The organism is Neptunomonas sp. ABH4_499 (assembly GCF_056160565.1).
The window spans coordinates 107,668-129,816 of sequence record NZ_JBSWXK010000009.1 but is presented as its reverse complement, the minus strand read 5'-3'; the positions used below and the strand labels follow the sequence as shown (position 1 = coordinate 129,816).

The following is a 22,149-nucleotide window of genomic DNA, read 5'->3' as shown; positions in this document are numbered from 1 at the left end:
TGATTGATGGGCCGTATTATCCAATACGGCCGATTTTATAGTCTTTTATGTAGCTTCGATTCTGTGAAAGCTCGTTTCGAATTCGGTCGGCAATCATCACGTTATGCGCTACAACCGGCTTAAATTGACGGGCAAGAATAAGATTCTCGTAATCGGGGTCAAACAACATATTTTGCATGTTGTTGTAGAGCTCACGGCGAATCGTTCCCGAAGTCAATGAACTGATAAACCAGCCATACCAGCCGCTGATATCAAACTCCTTTAAACCCAGCTCGTACATGCTTGGAATCTGCTCCCAACCAATGGCCGGGTGTCGAAATTTACTGGTTACGGCGATCGGTCGTAAAAACCCGTTGGCGAATAAATCTTGAGCACTACCGGTCGAAACCATGCCGATGGCCAACGTTCGATCCTTGAGGTCTTGCGTCAGCATAGAGGTGTCACGGTAGGCCTGAGGCAGTAGCGCGATTCGTTTAGACCGCGCTAATTTAAGTTGGGCAATGTGTCCGGGTGATCCGTGCTGGGTAAAACCCACATATCGATAACTTGGGTTCTCAATGACCCAGTCCATCAGTTCATCCAATGTATCTCAGCGCCTTGGCTGACTTCAATGGTGTATGTGATGGTATCGACACCAAAGTAGTTCTCATCGGGCGTATAAGTTAGCGTGTTATCAGGATTGATGGTGACAACGCCAAACGATGCATGCGCATCAGTTACGATGATGCTATCGCCATCAAGATCGATGTCATTAGCAGTGACATCAATGGTGGCGCTGGTATCTTCATCGAGAACAAGCACATCAGGTAATGCCTCTGGCGCGAAGAGGTTGAGAAGGTTATTGTCCCACTCTTCTACAGAAAGGGATTCAGCTTCAATGTTTCCGCTTTGTACCTCTAAGTCCCAATCTCCACTAGCGCCGGTAACGTCGTCGGAGGCAGCAATATCCGCAGATAAGGCTTTGGATAACGCTTCAAGGGTGTCTAAACCGTCGGAACCTGCGGCAAAATCACAGCCGTAAATCAGTATGTCAGCGGATTCACTCAAGTGGCTGGATAGGATGTTCAGTGCATCTGCGTAGTCGGTTAGCAGGTTTTCGGATGTCAGCAGATCGTTACCAATCTGGAGCTGGTTGTCGCTGCCGTGGGTAACAATGTGAACGGCACTGAGCGGTTGATCCAACCCTTCAACGTAAGCTGCAATGTCATTCAATGAGCCGTCTTCGGCGCCCAATATCAGAATTTGAGCCCCTTCGGGGACCGCGCTGGTGAGGGCTTGAAGATCAGGAAGGTTGCCGTCGAATACATACAAGCTGTTGGCTGGGTCTTGGTGGCCCAAAGCTATCGCAAGGTCGTTCTGATTCTCTTGCGAGGTATCTTGTGAATCAGGGCTATTGGCCGAGGAATCAGATGCGGCTTCCGATGCTGCAGTATCAATAAGGGCAGCATCAAACATGATGCGGCGTTCCAAAATGAGACGATTCGACGCAATTAATACCCGACTAAATTACTTTGACATAAATTAAAGTTAGTCGAGATTGGTCGTTTTTCACCCGAAATGGCGCTGAAATAAATTCATTCCATTAGGTGAAAACCCTCTCTTTTAAAAATACTTAGGTTGAATTTGAGTGGTCTGTAAGGTAGCGGCTGATGGCATTCGATACCGTCTCTAGGTCATATCGCTTAAGTGATTGATCTACAGTGCTTCTAAGGTGGCCGTTTAGATGATCACTGATGTTGGAAAAATGCAGGGCTGTTTGGTCGACATCACCTGATTGGGCCGCATCAAGGGCACTCTCAAGATGAAAAATGTCACCTTTAGATAACACTTCTTTGTTTTGGGCCTGACTGTTGCACTCCGGGTATAAATTAGATTCAACCTTGTTTTTTATAGGGTTATTTGGGTTTTGGAGGTTACTTGCTGGCGTTAGTTGCAAATGCTCTTGAATGACCCGTATCAGCTCATTGAAATCGACCGGCTTACCCACAAAATCATCAAATCCTTGATCCAGATAAAAGCGCCGTTCATGCTCTAAGCTCGAGGCCGAAACCGCGATGATGGGTAAGTCACGCGTGAACGATTGTGTACGTAACCTTTGTAACATTTCGACCCCATCCATCTCGGGCATTCGAATATCGGTAAATATGATATCCGGCTGGCGTAAATAAGCCAGCTCGATGCCTTGTCTACCCGAGTGTGCAACGTAGGTTTTAAAGCCGGTTCGGTTGAGTATTTGAACTAAAATGTCACGGCTCATCTCATCATCTTCAACCACCAAGGCGGTCAGTCCTCGTTGATGAACCGTTTGGGTGGTGGGTTTTAATGCCTCGGTTGTCGATGTGCTATCTTTGATTGCCGGTAACGGCAGTTTAACCAACACTTGTGTGCCAAGTGATTGCTGGCTGTTGAGCTTTAATAAACCACCTAAGAGTTCTGCAAGCCTTCGGGATAAGACCAGTCCAAGCCCAGTGCCACCTTGCTGGTTACCCGACTGGCCTTGGACAAAGGGGCTAAAGAGCTGGCGTTGATCTTCATAACTGATGCCAGGGCCTGTATCCGTTACCAAAAACGAAATCTCATCACCGGTACGTTTTACCTGTAAGGTGACACGGCCATTGGGCGTAAATTTAATCGCGTTATCTAAAAGATTAGATAGGATTTGACCCAGCTTGGTACGGTCTGTGGAAACCCACTCGTTAGGGGATATTTCGGGTTCGTAAACGACCGAGAGCTGTTTCTCTTCACCTTTGGCTTGATGTAGGTGAACGATGTCTTCGCACTCCTGAAACAGATCAAACGATTCATTGTTCAGAGTGAGTTTGCCCGCCTCGATTTTAGATAGATCCAATACATCATTGATCAATCTCAACAAGCGTTGACCTGCGGTTTGAATGCGTCGTAGCTGGCCTTGTTGCTCTTCGTTAAAACTTGGGTCATGCAAAAGCAATTGAGAGTACCCGAGAACGGCGTTAAGTGGCGTTCGAATCTCGTGACTCATATTGGCTAAAAAGGTCGATTTACTCGCGTTTGCTTGGTCCGCTTGGATTTTGGCGTGCTCAAGTGCGTGTTGAGCGGCTTTTTGCAGCGACATATCGATGATAATATCGCCAAAAAATTCAGGGTTACCGTTTTCGTCACGAATTAAGAAGAAGGTCTCATAGGTGGGGATGGTGGTGCCATCTGAGGCCAACAGCTCAAGCTCACCCTTCCAATAGCCTTCCTTCAAGATGGTTGGGAAAACGGTGTCTTTTAAAAAAGCGTGGTATTTTTCTGGGTAGTACTGCGCGATATGGCATCGTTTTACCTCATGATCTGTCAGAAGTGTCCCTTCTAACCACTGCATCAGGGTTGGATTCAGGTAATGGATCTGGGTATCAAAGCCCGCGATGCCCATACCTTGGCTTGAGTGATGGGCAAATTGCTTAAATTGTTTTAGTTCAAGCTCGTGCGCTTTGCGGTCAGAGATGTCTTCGATGATCCCCGATATTCGGCTCGCTGTGCCATCCTTGTGATGCTTGATCGCTTTGCCTTTGATCTTAACCCAGATGACGCTCTGATCTTTCGCTTTTAGGCGGCATTCAAGTTCAAGGCTTGTATGCCCCGTAAGCAGGGTATCAAACGCTTTGATCGCGCTTGGCTGATCTTGTGGCGTGATGACGTTAATCAGATCATTCAGATGCGTTATTCGATGGGAGGCCGCATTCAGTTGGGATAAGAAGGCTTCGGATACATGTAAGGCTTGATTGGGCAGCGAAATCCACCAGTCACCAGCATTAATCCCTAGTAGGGCATCGGCGTAGTTTTTGCGCTGGTCTTGTATCTTGAGTTGCTGAAGACGCTGCGTGTATACCCAGCCGAGTAAAACACATACAGCGATGATCAAAATACTCGCTAACGTCCACCAAGAAGAATAGTCCGTAAATCGGTCAGCGTTATTTAGGTACCACGTCTGAGCAATTTGGTGCTGCATATGAGGCGGAATGGAGGCAATTACGCGATTAAGCATCGCCAAAAGCTCTGGCCAATCGTTTCTGACGGCAAAGCCTAAATCAACGGTGATGGGCAGTTGGCCGCGGATGTGCAGTGTATTGTTTGGGTGTTGAGCCAAAGTAAACTGCCCCAGCGTTTGGGTCATGACCAAGTAGCGGATCATACCGGATTCAAGCTTAGCCAGACCGTCGCTGACATCCGCGACCTCGATCATGTTGGTTTGCGGATAGGCTTCCCACAAATCCCATGTATAGCCATACCCCTTGATGATGCCGATGGCGTCATCGCCCAACGCGTTAAGGTCGTTCACGGCACTGCCCATCTCGTAACTGACAATGACCAAAGGGGAGCGTAAAAAAGGTTCGGTAAAGGTGTGGGTACGGCGCAGATTCTCATCGGCCAAATCCCCGGATACCACATCGACCTGGCCTTGCTCTGCCATGGCTAATGTGTGGGACCAAGAATCACTGGGAATGCGCTCGAAGGGCTTTTGTACAGAAAGCCGATCTTCAAATTCTTTAAGGAAGGAGGCGACTATGCCGACGTATTGATCGCCTTCAAAGGCCTCAAAAGGAAGCCAGTTTGGATCACCCGTGAAGCGAATATCCGTGTGTTGGCTTAGCCATTCTTGCTCTTTTGGTGTGGGCGTAAATTGATCCAGCGGTGTAGCATAGGTCTGTGTTTTACCCAGTAGAGTAAAACACATGAGTCCGAAAACAAGGCTCAGAAGTAGACATTTACGCACGTAACACCTCTAGGCAATGGACGACTGTGGCTCTAACAGACGCACGATCACATCCGGAGTTAACCGTTCGGGGCGGTGGAAAAGGTACCCCTGACACCAAGAAACACCGAGTTGATTGAGTACTTCCAAGGTCTCATGGCGCTCAACAAACTCGGCAACCACGGGTTTATTCAGTTGTTTAGCGATGTCCAGTATGGATTTGACCATCGTAAGATTGGCGTCGGATATATCCAGATCTTTGATAAACACGCCATCAATCTTTATTTCATTAAACGGCAGTTCGCGTAAATAGTTGAACGACGCATAGCCACTGCCAAAATCATCGATGGATAACGCACACCCAAGTTCGGACAGGGCATTAAGCGTTGTTTTAGCCACATCTAAATTAATGAAACGTTCGGTTTCGGTAATTTCAAAAGAGAGAAAGCGTGGCTCAATGCCGTATTGATTGATGGTCGCGGCGACAAAGTCCGCCAAATGAGTATCTGTGAGGGTGGTGGCCGATAAGTTAATAGCGATACTGTCCAGTTTGACTTGAAGCTTAGGGTGGGCGCCTATGAACTGACAGACGTGATCGATCATCCACCGGTCTATGCCGGGCATTAAGTTGAACCGCTCCGCGGCTGGCATAAATAGATCGGGTGTTAGGACGTGATCCCGCTTTGGGTCGTTTAAACGAATGAGGGCTTCAAGGCGTACTTTGGTGCGATCGATACTTTGATCAGAGGGCACTATGTGTTGAACAAACACCTCAAAATGATCGTATTTCAAGGCATCCAGTAATTTCAGAGCCCAGTTAATGCGTCTTTGCTCGTTCACAACGCGTGTGGTTTCCTCGTCATACAGACGAATGGAGTGTCCCCCCTCTTTTTTGGCCAAATAGAGTAACTCATCGGCCATAATCAGCAGCTGTTCGAAGCTTTGTATGCGTTGATCGATGGCAAGAATACCGATCGTAACATCAATAGAGAACTCTCGGTCCTCCCAATGAAAACGATACTGGGCAAACTGTTCTTTAATCAACCGCGCAAGGGATTGTGCTGATTCGACCGATCGATTAATCGTCACCAAACCAAATCGGTCGCCACCAATGCGGGCTAAGAAATCATCGCGCCCTAAGCACAACGCGATTAACTCCGAGCACTCGCGCAGTAATTCATCGCCCGCGACGCAGCCGCAGCTTTCGTTGATTAAGCGAAATCGATCCAGATCAATTTGCAAAAATGTTGCGCTGTGTTGCTCTAGCTGAGCTTTGGCAATTACATCGGTAATGTGGGCATCCAATGCATTTCGGTTGTATTGGCGGGTTACAAAATCGTGCTCCGCTAAGTAGCGCAGCCGATCCTGCATGTAGCGCCGCTCGTGCACTTCCTCGCGCAGTTGGCGATTGGTTAGGGCCAGTTTTGCAGTGCGCTCGCGGACTTTATCTTCTAACTCAATATTTAACGTTTTAAGGTCATGTAACAAGCGAACCCGCTCTAGGTGATGGGTTACTCGGGCCAGCACTTCATCGGTATTAACGGGTTTTGTAATGTAATCGTTGCCGCCAGCCTCAAAACCGATTCGGATATCATCCTGACGTCCAGTGACGAATAGAATCGGCAAGTCCTGATTTACGGGGTTTTCGCGCAGTCGTCGACAGACTTCAAAGCCGTCCATTTCCGGCATCATGACATCGAGAAGCACCAAGTCAGGTCGACTCTTCTCGATTAACTCAAGTGCCCGAAGACCGTTGGTGGCCACCAAGGTTGTACAATCCAGCGGAGACAGAACGCGCCTTAACAGGTCAATGTTATCGGGTATATCATCAACAATGAGCACCTTGGCGGTCATTACATCTCTCCCTGAGTTTGTTTCTTATCTAAGACACTATAGCGTAAGTTTTCCGATTAACTTGATCAAAAATGACACATTGCTGGCTTTCAAGCTCGTGTTCTTATCGCAAAACCGTATTTGAAATTCCATTCAAGAAGATACCAGTAAGTGTGAATAAAAATACAGTCTAAATTGCTTGTTTATTGAAGTACTCCACTATAAAAAAGGCGCGTCAATTTTGTGAGTTGTTTTGTAACTGAAGTGGGTATAAACAGGGTTAAAAGGCTTCACGTAAACAGGAGCATGTGGCTTAATACCGCCATGAGAACTTATCGACGCCTTATGGCGCTTTTGCTGCAATGTGTGATGGCGTGGTCGCTGCTGGTAATGCCAGTGGCTGCCTCGACGCTTGCGCATGGGGCAAAAACGTCGTCCGTAACCACCATGACAATGGCGACAAACGCGGGTGACGAGCAGCACAGCTGTCACGGCGCGGCTGACTTATCAGTCGAGTGTGCTTCGATGAATACTCAACCTGTGCACTGCGAAGAGGGATGTTCGGAGCATGCCACTCTGTGCAGTTTATCGCACGCTACCCATTCCGCAGTGGTGCCTTTTATGTGGCAGGTAGGGGCGTTAAATGACTCCGATACGCCGATGGTCGATCAGCGATTTGATCTGGCCAATGCACACTTATCCGGCATAGATCGCCCACCCAAACTCTAGTCGTTACCTTGGTTCTACACTCAATTTAAACGATTAGGATTGTTCTATGTTTTTCACATTTGTTAATGCGCGTCTGCTCAAAAAATGTCCTTTAGTCAGTGTGATGGGGCTTGCTGTAGTCCTCTCGGCCTGTACGGACGTTGAATCCTCCGAGGCGGAACAGACTAAGGGCGTGGATGCGCAAACATCCGCCCTAAGTCAGGCGATGACTGTCTATAAAAGCCCTACATGCGGTTGTTGTTCCGATTGGATCACCCATGCAGAACAACACGGTTTTTCCTTAACCAGTGAACACCCCGATGATTTGGCCGGTTTAAAAACGGAGTTGGGTATTGGTCCTAAATACCGTTCGTGCCATACGGCTGTTACCCAAGATGGGTATGTGTTTGAAGGGCATATTCCGGCTAAACTGGTCGAGCAGTTCCTAAAGACGCCGGTTGAAAACGCCATTGGCTTATCGGTACCGGGTATGCCTGCGGGTAGTCCGGGTATGGAGATGGGAGATCGTTTCTCGCCCTACCCAGTGGTGGTTTTGATGAAAGATGGGACCCACCAAGTCTATGCCATGATCAATCAGCAAGATGAGCAGTATTAACGTTTTGCTATGATCAAGAAAAGCCTGCTGTTTTGCAGGCTTTTTCTTATGGGCGAGGGCCAGTTTACTGGCATGAACACCTGATAATCGGTAGCATTAGCGATCTTCAAGATTAGGTACGAGCGAGCTATGAGTTATCAGGTCCTTGCCAGAAAATGGCGTCCTAAACGTTTTACCGAGATGGTAGGGCAGGAGCATGTCCTAAAAGCCTTGGTAAACGCGCTCGACGAGGAGCGTTTGCACCACGCGTACTTGTTTACAGGGACCCGCGGGGTGGGTAAGACCTCCATCGCTCGCTTGTTTGCCAAATCGCTAAATTGTGAACAGGGTATCTCTTCAGAGCCTTGCGGTCAGTGCAGTGCCTGCCGAGAGATTGCTGAAGGCCGGTTTGTTGACCTGATCGAGGTCGATGCGGCATCGCGTACCAAAGTGGAAGACACGCGCGAGCTGCTCGAAAACGTGCAGTACGCCCCAACGCATGGGCGCTTCAAAGTGTACTTGATAGACGAGGTGCACATGCTGTCGACACACTCGTTTAACGCACTGTTAAAAACCCTCGAAGAGCCACCTCCGCACGTTAAGTTTTTGCTGGCCACAACCGATCCGCAAAAGCTGCCTGTCACCATCTTGTCGCGTTGTTTGCAGTTTAATCTTAAAAATTTAATCCCAGAGCGGATCGTACAGCACTTGCAGTTTGTTCTGGGTGAAGAGTCGATCCAGTTTGAAGAACCGGCTCTTTGGCTATTGGCCCGCTCGGCGGATGGCTCGATGCGTGATGCCTTAAGTTTAACGGATCAAGCGATCGCCTTTGGCGCAGGTTCTGTGATCGAAAACGATGTGCGTGCGATGCTGGGGACGATTGATCAGCGATTGGTCTATCGTATGCTGGATGCACTCACCGCGCACGACCCAAGTCAGTTGCTGGATGCTGTGGCTCAGCTAGCGCAATTCTCGCCCGACTATATGACGGTTTTAGGGGACTTGATCAGTGTCTTGCACCGCGTTGCTGTTGCACAGGCACTGCCTGCGGCGGTGGACAACAGCTTAGGCGATCAAGAACATATATTATCCCTATCGAGTCAGTTGTCCGCCGAAGACGTTCAGTTGTTCTATCAGATCGCGTTGATGGGTCGTAAGGACTTGCCGTTTGTACCGGACGCCCGTGAAGGCCTCGAGATGGTGTTGCTTCGCATGCTGGCGTTTAGACCAGCGGATCAGTCTGCCAAACCGATCCAGCTTGCAGGCAACGCATCAACGAACTCTGCATCAACGAGCCCTGCACCAACACCAGCGTCGTCTGCATCTGCTTCACCGTCAACACAGAGCGCTCATGTTGCGACTGCGGCTCAAGCGTCTTCGGTGCCTGAACAAGTACCGGAAACCACGATATCGGAGCCTGTACAAAATACGGCTCAAGAGGCAGTACAAGAAACGGCACCCACTAGGGCGTCGATCCAGTCTGTGTCTTTAAGGCCAGAATCGAGTGCTGCGCCTGCCCCTACAATACCCACTATGCCTGAAGAGCCGATGCGATCGGCATCAGAGCCAAAGCCTGCTCAGCCGCCTCAGATGCAGGATGTGCCACCTTGGGAAGAGGAGATTCCGCCTCCGACCTATGATGATATGCCTCCGATGATGGATACGGAGGAGCCCGCGTACAGCCCAGCAAAAAAGTCTGAGCCTGCGGTCCTGTCGCCTTTGACTTCGGCGACGGTGGCACCTGTTGAAACAGCGTTACCAAAAGAGGAGGCCGAACTGCCTGCTGTTGAAGTAACGCCAGAAATGCAGGTAGCGTGGGGCGATTTTCAGTTAAGCGATTGGGTTCATGTAGTAGGCCATTTAGGGTTAACAGGCATGACGGCGAGCTTAGCCGGCAGTTTATCACTGGAAGTCAAAACCGATACTGCGATCGAGTTTCACTACACCCAAGAACAAGAAGCCATGCTTTCGGGCGTTCATAAGGAACGTATCCAAGAAGCATTGGTCGATTATTTTAAGGCGCAATTTGAGGTAAAATTCCTCAAAGAGGCGCAAACACAAGAAACACCGCGAGCTTACTTTGCACGTAAACGGGCAGAGCGGTTGGCTGAAGCGGTGGCGTCATTTGAACAAGATTCCACAGTACAGAGCTTGGTTGCACAGTTTGAGGCAACCATCCTGAAAGAAACGATTATTCCCATCGACTGAGCGAGTGAGGTATTAGCATGTTTAAAGGTGGCGGTATGGGCAACATCATGAAACAAGCCCAAAAAATGCAAGAAGAGTTGCAAAAGGTCCAATCAGAAATCGCAAACGCTGAAGTTACTGGCGAATCCGGTGCAGGCCTTGTGAAGATTGTGATGAACGGTCGTCACGATGTGAAAAGCGTTGCGTTGGACGACAGCTTGATGGAAGAAGACAAAGAGATTCTTGAAGATCTGGTTGCGGCCGCCATCAATGATGCGGTTCGCAAAGTAGAGTCGTACAGCAAAGAGAAGATGTCTTCTGTTGCTGGCGGTATGGGCTTACCCCCTGGTATGAACCTGCCATTCTAAGAGTCTTATGTCGTTTAGCCCCTTAATTCAGCAGTTAATCAACTCGCTTAAGTGTTTGCCAGGTGTTGGGCCAAAGTCGGCTCAGCGCATGGCATTCTATCTGCTTGAGCGCGATCGTGATTCAGCGCTTACCTTGGCGCACTCCCTTAAAGAGGCGTGCGAGCAAGTGTCTGAATGCGAAATGTGTCACACCTTAAGTGAAACACCTATATGCGAAATTTGCTCATCCAGTGGACGAGACCATAAAAGCTTATGTGTACTTGAGTCACCTTTGGATGTGCTCGCTATTGAGCAGACCGGTGGATACGCTGGCCTATACTACGTGTTGGGCGGTCATTTATCACCGATCGATGGCATAGGACCGGATGATCTTGGTATCGATCAGTTGCTTCGTCGTGTGGATGAAGCGGGCCTTCATGAGTTGATTTTGGCAACCAACCCAACGGTGGAGGGGGAAGCCACAGCGCATTACATTGCTGAACAGCTCAAGAACCATCCTTCTTTAAAAATTACGCGCATCGCTCACGGAGTCCCTGTTGGTGGGGAGCTGGAGTTTGTTGATGGTGGCACGCTGGCTCACGCGCTGGCCGGCCGTAGGACACTTTAAGGGGCTATTTGCATGTCCAATCCTTATGACTGGGGTCAACTTGAGCAGGCTGCCCAAGATGCGGTGTATGTCAGTACTAATGAAGAGTTGCTGACCTACTGCGATCATTGGCTGACGTTGCCTATGATTGCTATTGATACCGAGTTTCAACGAGTCGATACCTTCTACCCGATACCGGGCTTAATTCAGGTCGCTGATGATCAGCGTTGTTATCTGATTGACCCGCTCAGCGTGACCGACTTTGAACCCTTGGTGAATGTGTTCAATCGCCAAAGCGTACTTAAGATCATCCACGCGGGCAGTGAAGACCTCGAGTTATTCAACCATTCATTAGGTGCGATACCGGCTCCGATTTTTGATACTCAGCTGGCCGCAGCCTTTGCTGGGTGGGGCTTTACCATGGGTTTGCAGCGCCTTGTAGAATCGGCACTGGGTGTGCAACTTGGCAAAGGCGAAACCACATCAGACTGGTTGAAACGTCCGCTAAGCGCCGACCAAGAGCTGTACGCCGCATTAGATGTCGCCTACCTACCGGCGCTTTGCCAAAAGCTTGCGGCCGAACTTACCGAGAAAGGTGTGCTGGGTTGGTTTGAAGAAGAGTCGCAAGTGGCATTGGCGCACGTAGAGGATCAAGACCCAACCGGATTTGAGTACTACCTGCGCTTTAGCCAAATGTGGGGCTTGCCGGATCATAAGATGGCGGCCTTGCGTGATCTGACCGCATGGCGAGAGCAGCAAAGTCGAGGGCGCGATGTTCCGCGCAACCGTATTTTGCGCAATCAATCGCTTTTGACCCTAATCCAGCGTTGGCCCAGAAACCGCCTGGATTTGTCGCGCATTCCTGAATTACGCTCTAAAGTGATTCGAGAGGACGGCGACACCATTCTTGAAATGCTAAGCAACGCCAAACAAAGCGCCGAGCAAAATCCGGTCGAGCCAATACCAAGGCCTCTACCGGTGTATTGGAATAAGCGTCTTAAAAAGCTGAAAGCGATGGCTAGGACTGCTGCTGAGCAAAAGGGGATTGCCCCAGAGCTTATGCTGAAAAAGAAAGACCTAGAGCTTTTAGTGCGTAGTCGAGAGTGGTTTGGTGCGTACCAGCTACCCGAAGGCTTAGCAGGCTGGCGCAAAGAGATCATTGGTCAGGCGTTGCTTGAGCAATTAGAGTTATTTGAACAACAGGATTAATCCCATGTTGATTTGCAGTATTTATAAAAGCTCCCGCAAAGATGAAATGTATCTTTATGTGGACAAGCGCACGGGCTTAAAAGAGGTACCAGAGGCTCTGATGGAGCGCTTTGGTAATGCCATCCATGTGATGGATATGCCGCTTCACAAAGAGCGTGCTCTGGCACGAGTGGATATCGACAAGGTACTTGATGGCATTAAAGAGCAAGGCTTCTACCTTCAAATGCCACCCCCAAAAGACGACTATATGTTGAATCTCTTCAAAGATCGCCCTGAATCCGGTGTGCGTTAATGGTCGCGGATACCGTCTTTTGGAAGTCCAAAACCTTGGAGCAAATGTCCGATCGTGAATGGGAATCGCTGTGTGACGGTTGTGCTCTGTGTTGCCTTCATAAAATTGAAGATGAAGACACCGAAGAGGTGTTTTACACCACGGTAGTGTGTCATCTAATGGATGATAACTGCCGTTGTACTCAGTATGAAAAACGAACGGAGCTTGTGCCAAGCTGCGTTAAGCTTCGCCCGCAGGATGTAGCTGAGTTCCACTGGTTACCGCCAACGTGCGCCTACCGCTTAATCTATGAAGGGCAAGAATTACCTGAATGGCACCCTTTGATCTCGGGTAAAAGTCGCTCAGTCATTGATGCCGGTGCTTCCGTCATCAGTGTTTATGAGGTGAAAGACAACGAAATCACCGAAGATGATTTCGTTGATTACGTGATCGATTAAATCACCCGCTTTCCTGATTTGATGACCTTTTTTGCAAGCTTTTTATGAGAGCCGCTTTTAGCGACGATAAATACAGAAGCTGAGTGACGGATCGCATTCCTAAGCTCATCTTCGGCTTTGTCATACGAAAATGCTAAACCGCGCAAAGTAAAAGCCACGATATAGACAGGGTCGTCTTTGTAATGTGAGACGGCTTTCTCGGCAATCCAAACCTTTTTAACGCGCTTGTGCGCCTTTAGCTGCTCAATTAAGTTTTCAAGAAGTGGTTGCTGATCTTTACTAGGCTCATTGAGGGTGTCCCTAAGTGTGACGGACGCTCTTTCCTCTTTAGCTTCATTGAATACTTGGTTGATGCTAACGCACTCTTGCCACCATTGGTTGGCTTCTTGTTCTTGATTTTGAGTCATCAATAGTTGGAAGCCTAAATGGGCGCAGGCTTCAATCAGTCTAGGGTCGTGACGAGCAATTTTGAACTGAAGCATAGCGGCTTCGAGATCATGATCCATCTGATAGCGAGCTATGTAATAGGCAGCATCGCTGTCTTTGGGGTATCGAGATTGATACATCTGGAACAGGGGTTGTGCTTGCTCTAATGAGCGAAACTCTTGGGTCAAGTAAGCGAATTTCCAGAGGTCATCGTCGCTGAGCTCTTCGGCGATGCATTCATCAAATTCGCTCAAAGCCTTAAGTGACTCTTGTGAATAAGCAAAACGACTTTCCCAGCGCTCTTGGGTTTCCTGCCACCACTCTTGATCAAAATCGCTTAAAACGTCACTGTTCTTATTGCCAAGCCATGCCTGCGCAGCACTGACTTCAAATGAAGTCATCAACTGAAACTTTTGCGTATCCCCAAGCGCTTTGAGTCGATCGGAAAGGCAAGGGTGTGTGTCTGCATAATGGGTTTCTGCATTTAATGCCGTATTTAAATGCTCTTTAATGTCTTCTTTGTCAATGCAGGTGCTCTGTAGAAACGCTTGGAGGCCTTCGAGGGGAGGAGTCTGTGGTTTTGTGTAGTGATCAGCTTGTTTAAAAAAATCATCCCAATAGTGCTGTTCAACATAGGGCGCTGCGACATACGCATTCAGCAGGGCTTGTCCTGCAATATTAGCCGAGGTTAGCTGAGCTGAGATCGCATCGGCTTCGTATTCATTGCTACGGGCTAATGCAAAGGAGTAGGCGTCAAATTTTGGTGAGTACCAATTAAAGAACTTACGCATCATCGAGCCGCCCCATGAGTGTTCATTCGAGAAGGCGTCCATGACTCTGGCCCAGCTAATTCGGTTTCGATAAATCCACCCAGAAAATCGGCTGTGGTTTCCTGATAGGTGACCAAATTCATGCGCCAGTACGGCTCTCATTTGTTCAGGGCTAAGACCCATCAGCAATTGATACCCAAGAATGAGATAGTTTTTGTTCCAACCAAGAACACCCAGTCGAGGGTGTTGTACAACGGCTGCGTTGTAGCTGCGATCCAATATGACTTCATGGATTTTTATTGCGTCTAGCTGCTTGCTTAGGCTGTCTAACTCTTTGAATAAAGATGGAAAGTCTTTTCTTTTTAGGCTGTAGCCAGTGGGGGCTGGTAGTTGGACCCATAAGGCCTTTATGAGTACCCAAATAGCAAAGCCTAAAACAAAAATGAGTTTCTTCTTAACCAATAGCAAAAAGATGCCGGTGCTAAAAATCGCTAATAGAATTAACCCGCCTGTCATGCCGAGCAATGTCGTTAAGGTGAGTAAGATAACGGCGTAGCCGAAACATGCAAAAAGGGCGAGTTTGAGCAGGTATAGTTTAGGTCGGTTTTGGGCTTCCTTTTCCGCTTTACGAACGAGGGAAATGAACTCTTCTTCAGTGTTAATCGCCATAACGTATCCTTGTCTGGCTGTGTATTAATTGTCCTAAGATATAAAAAAGCCGCTGTAAAAACAGCGGCTTTTTTGATCAACCTAAAACAAGATTAGTTGTTTTGGTTAGCCATTTGAGCTTTGATCAGGTCACCGATAGTTGTAGGACCAGCGGTCTCAACTTCTTGGCTGCGTACAGCGGCCAGAGCGGCTTTCTCGTCTGCTTGGTCTTTCGCACGGATAGACAGTGCGATAGAGCGGTTGCGACGATCAATGTTAACGATCTTAGCTTCTAATTCGTCACCTGCTTTCAGAGCCGTTGTCGCATCTTCGATGCGCTCAGCGCTGATTTCAGAAACTTTCAGGTAGCCTTCGATACCTTCAGCCAGTTCAACAGTAGCGCCTTTAGCGTCTACAGCTGTTACTGTGCCTTTAACGATGGTGTTTTTCTCGTTAGCTTGCAGGTACTCAGCGAATGGATCGCTATCCAGTTGCTTGATGCCCAGAGAGATACGCTCTTTCTCTGCATCGATAGACAGGATAACAGCTTCAACTTCGTCGCCTTTTTTGTACTGGCGAAGAGCTGCTTCTGCATCACCTTCCCAAGTGATGTCAGACATGTGTACAAGACCGTCCAGATCGTTTTCCAGACCAACGAAGATACCGAAGTCAGTGATGGTTTTGATCTGACCAGATACTTTGTCGTTAGTAGAGTATTGCTCAGCGAAAGCAACCCATGGGTTAACTGTGCACTGTTTGATACCCAGAGAAATACGACGACGCTCTTCATCAACGTCCAAGATCATTACATCAACTTCGTCACCGATCTGAACAACTTTAGATGGGTGGATGTTTTTGTTAGTCCAAGACATTTCAGAAACGTGTACCAGACCTTCTACGCCATCTTCGATAGACGCGAAGCAGCCGTAATCAGTCAGGTTCGTGATGCGAGCCTTAGACTGAGTGCCAGCTGGGTAACGGTTTTTGATCGCTTCCCATGGATCTTCAGACAGTTGCTTCAGACCTAGAGAGATACGGTTTGTTTCTTTGTCGAACTTGATGATCTTAACAGAGATCTCGTCGCCTGGGTTCAGCATCTCAGATGGGTGAGAGATACGCTTCCAAGCCATGTCAGTGATGTGCAACAGACCGTCAACACCACCCAAGTCGATGAACGCACCGTAGTTAGTCAGGTTCTTAACGAAGCCTTTAACTACTTGACCTTCTTCCAGAGCAGCCAGGATTTCGTCACGCTGAGCGCTGTTTGCTTCTTGCAGAACGGCACGACGAGAAACAACAACGTTGTTGCGCTTCTGGTCCAGCTTGATCAGTTTGAATTCCAGCTCTTTACCTTCAAGGTGGTCAACATCACGTACTGGGCGAACGTCTACCAGAGAGCCTGGCAGGAAGCCTTGGATGTTGTTGATGCTAACAGTGAAACCACCTTTAACTTTACCGCTGATGAAACCGTTAACAGTCTCTTCTTTGTCGAACTTCGCTTGCAGGATTTCCCATGCTTCAGCGCGTTTCGCTTTTTCGCGAGACAGTTTAGTTTCACCGAAACCGTCTTCTACGGCTTCCAGAGATACTTTAACGCTGTCACCGACTTGAATTTCAAGTTCGTTGGCATCGTTCAGGAACTGTGAACGAGGAATCACGGCTTCAGATTTCAGACCAGCGTTAACTGTTACCCAGTCGCTGTCGATGTCTACAACTTCACCAATGACCAGGGCGCCCTGAGTCATATCGATGTCTTTTAATGATTCTTCAAACAGTTCAGCAAAGCTTTCGCTCATGAAAGTGTCCTATCGTTGGGCCTAGGGTTATCTGAGAAAAAGGTGATAACGCCTGGCACATACCTGCAACACCAGCTTGCAGGGTCTAGTTAATGGACGAGGGGGCCGTAAGGCTGGTGCACGACCCCATCATCTAGAAAATTGAGCGCGTATTATACAGCGTGTAAAGGAATAAAACACCCTCAACCGGCAGTTTGGCTGTCGATTTGGTCCATTTGGCTGCGAAAGGATTGCTGACAAGGGGTTATGACGGTGGTTAGGTCCTGCATAAGAGCGGTCGATAAGCCACTTGGATCATCGGTGCGGAAATAGATGGCCAACTGACGCGCTTCTTGAGGCGAGTTGGCGGCCACCTCTATGCCATCTCCGACGCAAAATGCGTAGCCAGGGAGGTGGTTCGCAATCAAAGCCTGTTTACGGTCTTCAGAGAGCATCAAACGGTTGCGAGTGATGTAATCTTTGTACTCCGCAGCGGCGGCCGCGGCCATGGTCTCGATTTGTAAGGTTGTGAAGCGATCGGCATCGGGGTTTCGAATCAAAAACGCTTTGACTTGGCGTTCGACCTCGCTGAGTTCATCTTCTAAGCGAGCAGGTGCAAACCGTTCATTCATTTGCTTGTACTCTTCGAGTTGCGCTATTTCAGCTTTTAAAAGTTCAATCTCTTCTCTTAAAGTACTGTTCTCCATCATCAAAGTGTCTTTGTCGCCCATAAGGCCTCTAATCACTTTCTGAGTCGGAGGGAGATTGCTTTCATCGAACGTAGGGGGGAGTTGCTTTGCACCAAGCTCACCTGTGGTCTCAAAGCTTTTTGAAGAGGCCACCATTTCATAACCAAACTGCTCAAGCTCTTTCGCGTTTTGTGCGGTTTGATCCATCGCTTTGAAGACAAGAAAACCACCGGCACCTAAGGCGATCAATACAATAACCGCGGTGATGATGAGAATAGCCGGTTTTTTTTCGCTGCTCATGCAGTACTCCTTGGGGCTTGCGCCCCAAAGAGGGAGGGGCGCTTATTTTGAGGCGGTTTTGAACGAGCTTTCAAGGTCGATCACATCCATCAGAATGCGCGCGGTCTCTTCAACCATGGCTTCTGATTCGGGCGTAATGGCACGGCCAGAGCTGTCCTTTTGCTGCTCATCGTCAAGGTCGGCTAGGGTTTCGATCGGTTTTAACCCTTTGGCCTCACGGCGACGATTTTCAGTATCTATCTGCCATTTTTCGGCGGAATCACGCTTAGCTTTAAGTGCTTCGATGTTTAATGGCAAAAGATCGTCGTCTTTGTTGCTCATCAAGTAGGAGACTTGTTCGCGCATAAAAACGAAGTCGGGCTGCACATCCGCACGGATTTGGTGGCGTTTAGCCAGCTCGCCTTTCAGAGGTTCGAGCTCGGCATAATAACCATGGCGTGCTTGCTTTACGCTGTCCCAAGGCAATGCACCATCGAGCGCGCTTTCGCCGATTTCGCTGGTGTCGTAAAGACTAGGGAAAGCGATGTCCGGCATAACCCCTTTGTTCTGAGTGCTCTCGCCAGAGATTCGGTAGAACTTCGCATGGGTCAGTTTCAACTGGCCGTGATTCATCGGCTGCAGCGTTTGTACTGTACCTTTACCAAAGGTTTGGCCGCCTACAATCAAGCCGCGGTCATAGTCTTGAATGGCGCCAGCGAAAATTTCGGAAGCTGAGGCGCTTAGGCGGTTAACCATGACCGCCATCGGCCCGTCGTAGGCAACTTTGGGATTAAAGTCGCCCATGATATCGACACGGCCGTTCGGATCACGGATCTGAACCGTTGGGCCTCGGTCAATGAATAAGCCTACCAGCTCGTTGGCTTCTCTCAGTGAGCCACCGCCGTTGTTACGAAGGTCAACAATTAGCGCTTCGACGTTGTCTTGTTTCAGCTCGTTGATCAGCTTTTCGACATCACGAGTGGTGCTTTTGTAGTTCGGATCACCGCTTTGCAATGCAGCAAAGTCAATGTAAAAGGTCGGGATCTCGATAACGCCGACTTTGTGTGAAACGCCGTTTTGCGTTACATCGATCACACGTTTTTGCGCGGCTTGTTCTTCAAGCTTGACGGTGTTCCGCTCAATGGCAATGGTTTTGCGCAGACTGTTGTCTTTACTGTCACTAGGGATCACTTCAAGACGAACCGTGGAGCCTTTCGGGCCGCGAATCAAATCCACAACGTCATCCAAACGCCAGCCGACGACATCTTCGATCTCGCCGGTTTTGCCTTGGCCAACGCCTACGATGGTATCAGCCGGTTTCAGTTGACCGTTTTTGTCCGCAGGGCCAGCCGGTACCAGTCGAACGACCTTAGTCATATCGTTCTCGCTCTGTAAAACAGCACCGATACCTTCAAGTGAGAGGCTCATGTTGATTTTGAAGTTCTCGCTACCACGCGGTGAAAAGTACGAGGTGTGCGGGTCAAAATGTTCGGTATAAACGTTAGCAAAGCGCTGGAACACGTCTTCAGAGTTAGTTTGGCCCAGTCGTTTGAGTTGATTGGTGTAGCGCTTGATCAGCGTTTCACGAGCCTCAGCTTCGGTTTTGTCCGCCAGCATTAAGTTAAGCAGGTTGCTTTTGATGCGTTTGCGCCACAGATCTTCCATATCGGCTTTGCTTTGCATCCAAGGATCATCCTCACGGTCGATGTCGAGAGTTTCATCGACATCGAACGTAAAAGGTTCGTCAGACTGTAAGCGTTTGATCGCCGCATCTAAATGCTCGCTAGAGCGCTGTTGGAAGCGGTTGTAGATCAAGTAAGCCGGTTCAAGATCTCCATTGATGATGTCATCGTCCAACTGGGAACGGTATTTTTGAAACTCATCAATATCAGATTGGTAAAAGTAGCTGCGCGCAGGGTCAAGATTGTTCAGATAGGTATCTAAAATCTCAGCTGAAAGTCGGTCATTCAGAACAATTTTGTTGTAATGGCCAGAGCTCAGGCGCGCTGTGATCTCCTGCAAAGTCATTGATTGAACCTTGTCGGGCACTAAAGCCGGCAATTCGCTTTTTGCCAATGCGACTGTTGAGGTAAACAGTGCGCTCGGCACTAAGGTAAACGCCAATAACGTGGCTTGTAGTGATCTGTTCATAGGAGCTTACTTCCGGCTGTGGCGATATAACTGAACTTGTGACTTAACTCTAAGACAGTTGGTGCAAATCAATGTTCCCTTTGCCTGTCATTCGAGTGTAGCTAGTGGTTCTGTTAATGTAAAATCAATACGTTGTTACAATTTATGAGCCTGACAGGGATGATTTTCAATGCCTATTCGACATTTCTCCAAGAAAACACTGGTCATTGGTGTTATCTCGTGTCTGTTGATTGCGTGCTCTGACGGGCGCTCCGAACAGGAAGAGGCCGAGTTTCGAAAATCCCTGATCGACAAAGCATTAAATGATGATACGCGCAAAGCGGGTGATGCGTTTCTGGCTGATAATGCCAAGCGCGAAGGGGTTATCACCACAGCATCGGGTCTTCAGTATGAAGTCGTCGAGCAAGCGAGTGACCTGTCAACGTCGCCGCGTTTGGGTGATCAGGTGGATGTCTTTTATAAAGGTACTACGATTGATGGGCATGAGTTCGCTAATACCTTAGGTGCCTCTAAACCTTCGACCTTTCCGTTGAACAAAGTGATTAAAGGGTGGCGTGAAGCGCTTATGCTGATGCACCCGGGCGATCATTGGATTATTTATTTACCATCAGAGCTTGCGTATGGGGCAACCAGTCCTTCCACGGACATCCCTGCAAACTCAGCTCTGATTTATCACATCAAGTTGGTCGGCTTCCAGACTCTGGACAAGCAGACCCAGTCAGGAAACCAGCATGAATAACACCGCTTCATTGAACCCAAACGACCAAGCTACCCTAGAGCGTTTGTTTGACTTTTTGGATGCATCGCCAACGCCTTACCACGCCGTTAATACAATGGTAGATCGACTCACAAGTGCTGGCTTTGTCGCATTAGATGAAAAAGACGAATGGACCTTAGACGCTGGCGGGGCGTATTTTACGACGCGTAACGGCTCCAGTATTATCGCCTGGAAAATGCCGGCCCAGCCTGTAGAGCAAACCGGTTTTCGAATGATTGGCGCGCATACCGACTCACCGTGCTTAAAAGTAAAGCCCAATCCAGACCTACATCGTCAAGGGTATTGGCAGCTGGGTGTCGAGGTGTACGGCGGTGTTCTTCTTAACCCTTGGTTTGACCGTGATCTTTCGCTGGCCGGTCGTGTCAGCTTTAAATCCAGTACTGGCTTGAGTTCGTGCTTAATTAATCTTGAAAAGCCCGTAGCGATTATTCCAAGCTTGGCAATCCACCTAGACCGCGAAGCGAACAGCACACGGTCCATCAATGCGCAAACCTATTTGCCGCCTTTGCTAGGTCAAACCGATGAAAAGCCCGATTTCCGAGTGTGGTTAAAAGATTATCTTCAAGGCCAAGGTGAAGATGTTCAAGAGGTGCTCAACTTTGATCTGTGCTTTTACGATACCCAAGGTGCTGCTCGTATTGGTTTAAACGAGGAGTTTTTGGCGTCGGCACGTTTGGATAATCTGCTCAGTTGCTTTATGGGGTTGGAAGCCTTGTTGTCGTCGGATTCTGATTACGGCCAATTACTGGTCTGTAATGATCATGAAGAGGTCGGCAGCATGAGTGCAGTTGGGGCGCAAGGCCCTATGCTTGAGCACTGCCTAGAGCGGATCCTGGCGGGTAAGGCGGATTTTAGTCGAACACTGGCGCACTCAATGATGATCTCGGCGGATAACGCACACGGCATCCACCCGAACTTCTCGGACAAACACGACGCGAATCATGGTCCATTGCTAAATCAGGGACCTGTGATCAAAATCAACGCCAATCAACGATACGCAACAACCGATGTGACAGCCTCTTTATTTAAATTGATCGCAGAATCCGTTGGCGAGCCTACACAGTCGTTTGTGGTGCGCTCTGATATGGCGTGTGGCAGTACGATTGGTCCGATTACATCGGCTGAACTGGGTGTCAAAACGCTGGATATCGGGGTTCCGCAATTTGGTATGCATTCCATCCGTGAAATGGCAGGTACCAAAGATGTGGTATCGACGGTGAAGATCTTAACGGCGTTTTTAGAAACAGAGTCTGTTTAATCCAACACAAAAACGGGTCGCTAAACATAGCGACCCGTTTACCAGATTCGGAAACAGCGGATTCTAGAAAGCGATGTTACTGGTGGTTCGAAGCCTTAAGGGGTGCAACAAACGATTGCTCAGTAGGCATTAAGCAACGTGCACGAGAGGCTTTTGGTTTTGGCTCAATCCTTCCAGTAGCATTTCCCATACGTTTTGATGGTAATGCAGGTAGCTTTGGCATTGGTTGCATTTGAAGAGATGACTACCAGGAAGTTTGCTGATCAGTTTTAAACCGATGTGTGCTTCACCGTCGTGGTGTTTTAAAAGTTGATTGCAGGCCGGACAGGTGTTGTTCATAGTAAAGCTTCCTTGCTTAGTTAGAATCCGATGAAATGATATTAGGAAAAGATGAATTAAACGCCTATAGGAAAAATTCCTATTTTTTGAATTGTTATTCATCTTTA

At 48.5% G+C, this 22,149-nt stretch carries 18 protein-coding genes; 10 read left to right on the top strand and 8 right to left on the bottom strand.

Translation table 11 applies throughout. The features are described 5' to 3' along the window. Positions 1-16: 16 nt before the first annotated feature. The 4 genes from ACXAF9_RS11145 to ACXAF9_RS11130 all read right to left on the bottom strand — a co-directional run bounded on the left by ACXAF9_RS11145 (position 17) and on the right by ACXAF9_RS11130 (position 6,568). Entirely contained in the window at positions 17-571 is a 555-nt protein-coding gene (locus ACXAF9_RS11145; RefSeq protein WP_475074055.1) for a tripartite tricarboxylate transporter substrate-binding protein, read from the bottom strand. Next, positions 571-1,455 (bottom strand): DUF4347 domain-containing protein, encoded by an 885-nt coding sequence (locus tag ACXAF9_RS11140; protein ID WP_475074054.1) that lies wholly within the window; start codon positions 1,453-1,455, stop codon positions 571-573. Before ACXAF9_RS11140 ends, ACXAF9_RS11145 begins: the two co-directional genes overlap by 1 nt. 157 nt (positions 1,456-1,612) lie before the next feature. Then, positions 1,613-4,696, bottom strand: coding sequence for an ATP-binding protein (locus ACXAF9_RS11135; RefSeq protein ID WP_475074052.1), 3,084 nt, complete (start codon positions 4,694-4,696; stop codon positions 1,613-1,615). A gap of 48 nt (positions 4,697-4,744) precedes the next feature. Next, entirely contained in the window at positions 4,745-6,568 is a 1,824-nt protein-coding gene (locus ACXAF9_RS11130) for a putative bifunctional diguanylate cyclase/phosphodiesterase (RefSeq protein WP_475074050.1), read from the bottom strand. A gap of 285 nt (positions 6,569-6,853) precedes the next feature. Here ACXAF9_RS11130 and ACXAF9_RS11125 point away from each other — a divergent pair, with 285 nt between their 5' ends. From ACXAF9_RS11125 to ACXAF9_RS11090, 8 genes are all read left to right on the top strand, one after another. Further along, positions 6,854-7,276 (top strand): hypothetical protein, encoded by a 423-nt coding sequence (locus ACXAF9_RS11125; protein WP_475074048.1) that lies wholly within the window; start codon positions 6,854-6,856, stop codon positions 7,274-7,276. A gap of 46 nt (positions 7,277-7,322) precedes the next feature. Then, a complete protein-coding gene (locus tag ACXAF9_RS11120) occupies positions 7,323-7,871 on the top strand; it encodes a DUF411 domain-containing protein (RefSeq protein WP_475074046.1) in 549 nt (182 codons plus the stop codon). Positions 7,872-8,000: 129 nt separating this feature from the next. Continuing rightward, positions 8,001-10,058, top strand: coding sequence for a DNA polymerase III subunit gamma/tau (dnaX, locus tag ACXAF9_RS11115; protein ID WP_475074044.1), 2,058 nt, complete (start codon positions 8,001-8,003; stop codon positions 10,056-10,058). A 17-nt stretch (positions 10,059-10,075) separates the two neighbouring features. Next, the gene (locus ACXAF9_RS11110; protein ID WP_475074041.1) at positions 10,076-10,405 is read left to right on the top strand and encodes a YbaB/EbfC family nucleoid-associated protein; all 330 of its coding nucleotides are present in this window, start codon (positions 10,076-10,078) and stop codon (positions 10,403-10,405) included. Positions 10,406-10,412: 7 nt separating this feature from the next. Further along, positions 10,413-11,012, top strand: coding sequence for a recombination mediator RecR (gene recR, locus ACXAF9_RS11105; protein ID WP_475074037.1), 600 nt, complete (start codon positions 10,413-10,415; stop codon positions 11,010-11,012). Positions 11,013-11,024: 12 nt separating this feature from the next. Next, positions 11,025-12,200 (top strand): ribonuclease D, encoded by a 1,176-nt coding sequence (rnd, locus tag ACXAF9_RS11100; protein ID WP_475074034.1) that lies wholly within the window; start codon positions 11,025-11,027, stop codon positions 12,198-12,200. Positions 12,201-12,204: 4 nt separating this feature from the next. Further along, the gene (locus ACXAF9_RS11095; RefSeq protein WP_475074032.1) at positions 12,205-12,492 is read left to right on the top strand and encodes a YcgL domain-containing protein; all 288 of its coding nucleotides are present in this window, start codon (positions 12,205-12,207) and stop codon (positions 12,490-12,492) included. Next, positions 12,492-12,929: a YcgN family cysteine cluster protein gene (locus tag ACXAF9_RS11090; RefSeq protein ID WP_475074031.1), complete on the top strand. Its 438-nt coding sequence runs from the start codon at positions 12,492-12,494 to the stop codon at positions 12,927-12,929. The genes ACXAF9_RS11095 and ACXAF9_RS11090 overlap by 1 nt, the downstream gene beginning before the upstream one ends. Here ACXAF9_RS11090 and ACXAF9_RS11085 read toward each other — a convergent pair. The 4 genes from ACXAF9_RS11085 to ACXAF9_RS11070 all read right to left on the bottom strand — a co-directional run bounded on the left by ACXAF9_RS11085 (position 12,926) and on the right by ACXAF9_RS11070 (position 19,667). Then, entirely contained in the window at positions 12,926-14,794 is a 1,869-nt protein-coding gene (locus ACXAF9_RS11085; protein WP_475074028.1) for a M48 family metalloprotease, read from the bottom strand. The two genes, ACXAF9_RS11090 and ACXAF9_RS11085, sit on opposite strands and share 4 nt — an antisense overlap. Positions 14,795-14,886: 92 nt before the next feature. Beyond that, the gene (rpsA, locus tag ACXAF9_RS11080; RefSeq protein ID WP_475074026.1) at positions 14,887-16,569 is read right to left on the bottom strand and encodes a 30S ribosomal protein S1; all 1,683 of its coding nucleotides are present in this window, start codon (positions 16,567-16,569) and stop codon (positions 14,887-14,889) included. Positions 16,570-16,751: 182 nt separating this feature from the next. Then, positions 16,752-17,537, bottom strand: coding sequence for a hypothetical protein (locus tag ACXAF9_RS11075; protein WP_475074024.1), 786 nt, complete (start codon positions 17,535-17,537; stop codon positions 16,752-16,754). 42 nt (positions 17,538-17,579) lie between these two features. Continuing rightward, positions 17,580-19,667, bottom strand: a complete 2,088-nt coding sequence (locus ACXAF9_RS11070) for a carboxy terminal-processing peptidase (protein ID WP_475074021.1) — start codon at positions 19,665-19,667, stop codon at positions 17,580-17,582. Positions 19,668-19,836: 169 nt separating this feature from the next. Here ACXAF9_RS11070 and ACXAF9_RS11065 point away from each other — a divergent pair, with 169 nt between their 5' ends. Together ACXAF9_RS11065 and ACXAF9_RS11060 are read left to right on the top strand one after the other, a co-directional pair. Then, entirely contained in the window at positions 19,837-20,406 is a 570-nt protein-coding gene (locus ACXAF9_RS11065; protein ID WP_475074017.1) for an FKBP-type peptidyl-prolyl cis-trans isomerase, read from the top strand. Then, entirely contained in the window at positions 20,399-21,703 is a 1,305-nt protein-coding gene (locus tag ACXAF9_RS11060; protein WP_475074015.1) for a M18 family aminopeptidase, read from the top strand. Before ACXAF9_RS11065 ends, ACXAF9_RS11060 begins: the two co-directional genes overlap by 8 nt. Positions 21,704-22,149 lie beyond the last annotated feature (446 nt).

Excerpts from the sequence above, each read along its gene's own strand:
- ACXAF9_RS11145 (WP_475074055.1), bottom strand. The coding sequence starts at position 571 with ATGGACTGGGTCATTGAGAACCCAAGTTATCGATATGTGGGTTTTACC.
- ACXAF9_RS11140 (WP_475074054.1), bottom strand. The coding sequence starts at position 1,455 with ATGTTTGATGCTGCCCTTATTGATACTGCAGCATCGGAAGCCGCATCT.
- ACXAF9_RS11135 (WP_475074052.1), bottom strand. The coding sequence starts at position 4,696 with ATGTGTTTTACTCTACTGGGTAAAACACAGACCTATGCTACACCGCTG.
- ACXAF9_RS11130 (WP_475074050.1), bottom strand. The coding sequence starts at position 6,568 with ATGACCGCCAAGGTGCTCATTGTTGATGATATACCCGATAACATTGAC.
- ACXAF9_RS11125 (WP_475074048.1), top strand. The coding sequence starts at position 6,854 with ATGTGGCTTAATACCGCCATGAGAACTTATCGACGCCTTATGGCGCTT.
- ACXAF9_RS11120 (WP_475074046.1), top strand. The coding sequence starts at position 7,323 with ATGTTTTTCACATTTGTTAATGCGCGTCTGCTCAAAAAATGTCCTTTA.
- dnaX (WP_475074044.1), top strand. The coding sequence starts at position 8,001 with ATGAGTTATCAGGTCCTTGCCAGAAAATGGCGTCCTAAACGTTTTACC.
- ACXAF9_RS11110 (WP_475074041.1), top strand. The coding sequence starts at position 10,076 with ATGTTTAAAGGTGGCGGTATGGGCAACATCATGAAACAAGCCCAAAAA.
- recR (WP_475074037.1), top strand. The coding sequence starts at position 10,413 with ATGTCGTTTAGCCCCTTAATTCAGCAGTTAATCAACTCGCTTAAGTGT.
- rnd (WP_475074034.1), top strand. The coding sequence starts at position 11,025 with ATGTCCAATCCTTATGACTGGGGTCAACTTGAGCAGGCTGCCCAAGAT.
- ACXAF9_RS11095 (WP_475074032.1), top strand. The coding sequence starts at position 12,205 with ATGTTGATTTGCAGTATTTATAAAAGCTCCCGCAAAGATGAAATGTAT.
- ACXAF9_RS11090 (WP_475074031.1), top strand. The coding sequence starts at position 12,492 with ATGGTCGCGGATACCGTCTTTTGGAAGTCCAAAACCTTGGAGCAAATG.
- ACXAF9_RS11085 (WP_475074028.1), bottom strand. The coding sequence starts at position 14,794 with ATGGCGATTAACACTGAAGAAGAGTTCATTTCCCTCGTTCGTAAAGCG.
- rpsA (WP_475074026.1), bottom strand. The coding sequence starts at position 16,569 with ATGAGCGAAAGCTTTGCTGAACTGTTTGAAGAATCATTAAAAGACATC.
- ACXAF9_RS11075 (WP_475074024.1), bottom strand. The coding sequence starts at position 17,537 with ATGAGCAGCGAAAAAAAACCGGCTATTCTCATCATCACCGCGGTTATT.
- ACXAF9_RS11070 (WP_475074021.1), bottom strand. The coding sequence starts at position 19,667 with ATGAACAGATCACTACAAGCCACGTTATTGGCGTTTACCTTAGTGCCG.
- ACXAF9_RS11065 (WP_475074017.1), top strand. The coding sequence starts at position 19,837 with ATGCCTATTCGACATTTCTCCAAGAAAACACTGGTCATTGGTGTTATC.
- ACXAF9_RS11060 (WP_475074015.1), top strand. The coding sequence starts at position 20,399 with ATGAATAACACCGCTTCATTGAACCCAAACGACCAAGCTACCCTAGAG.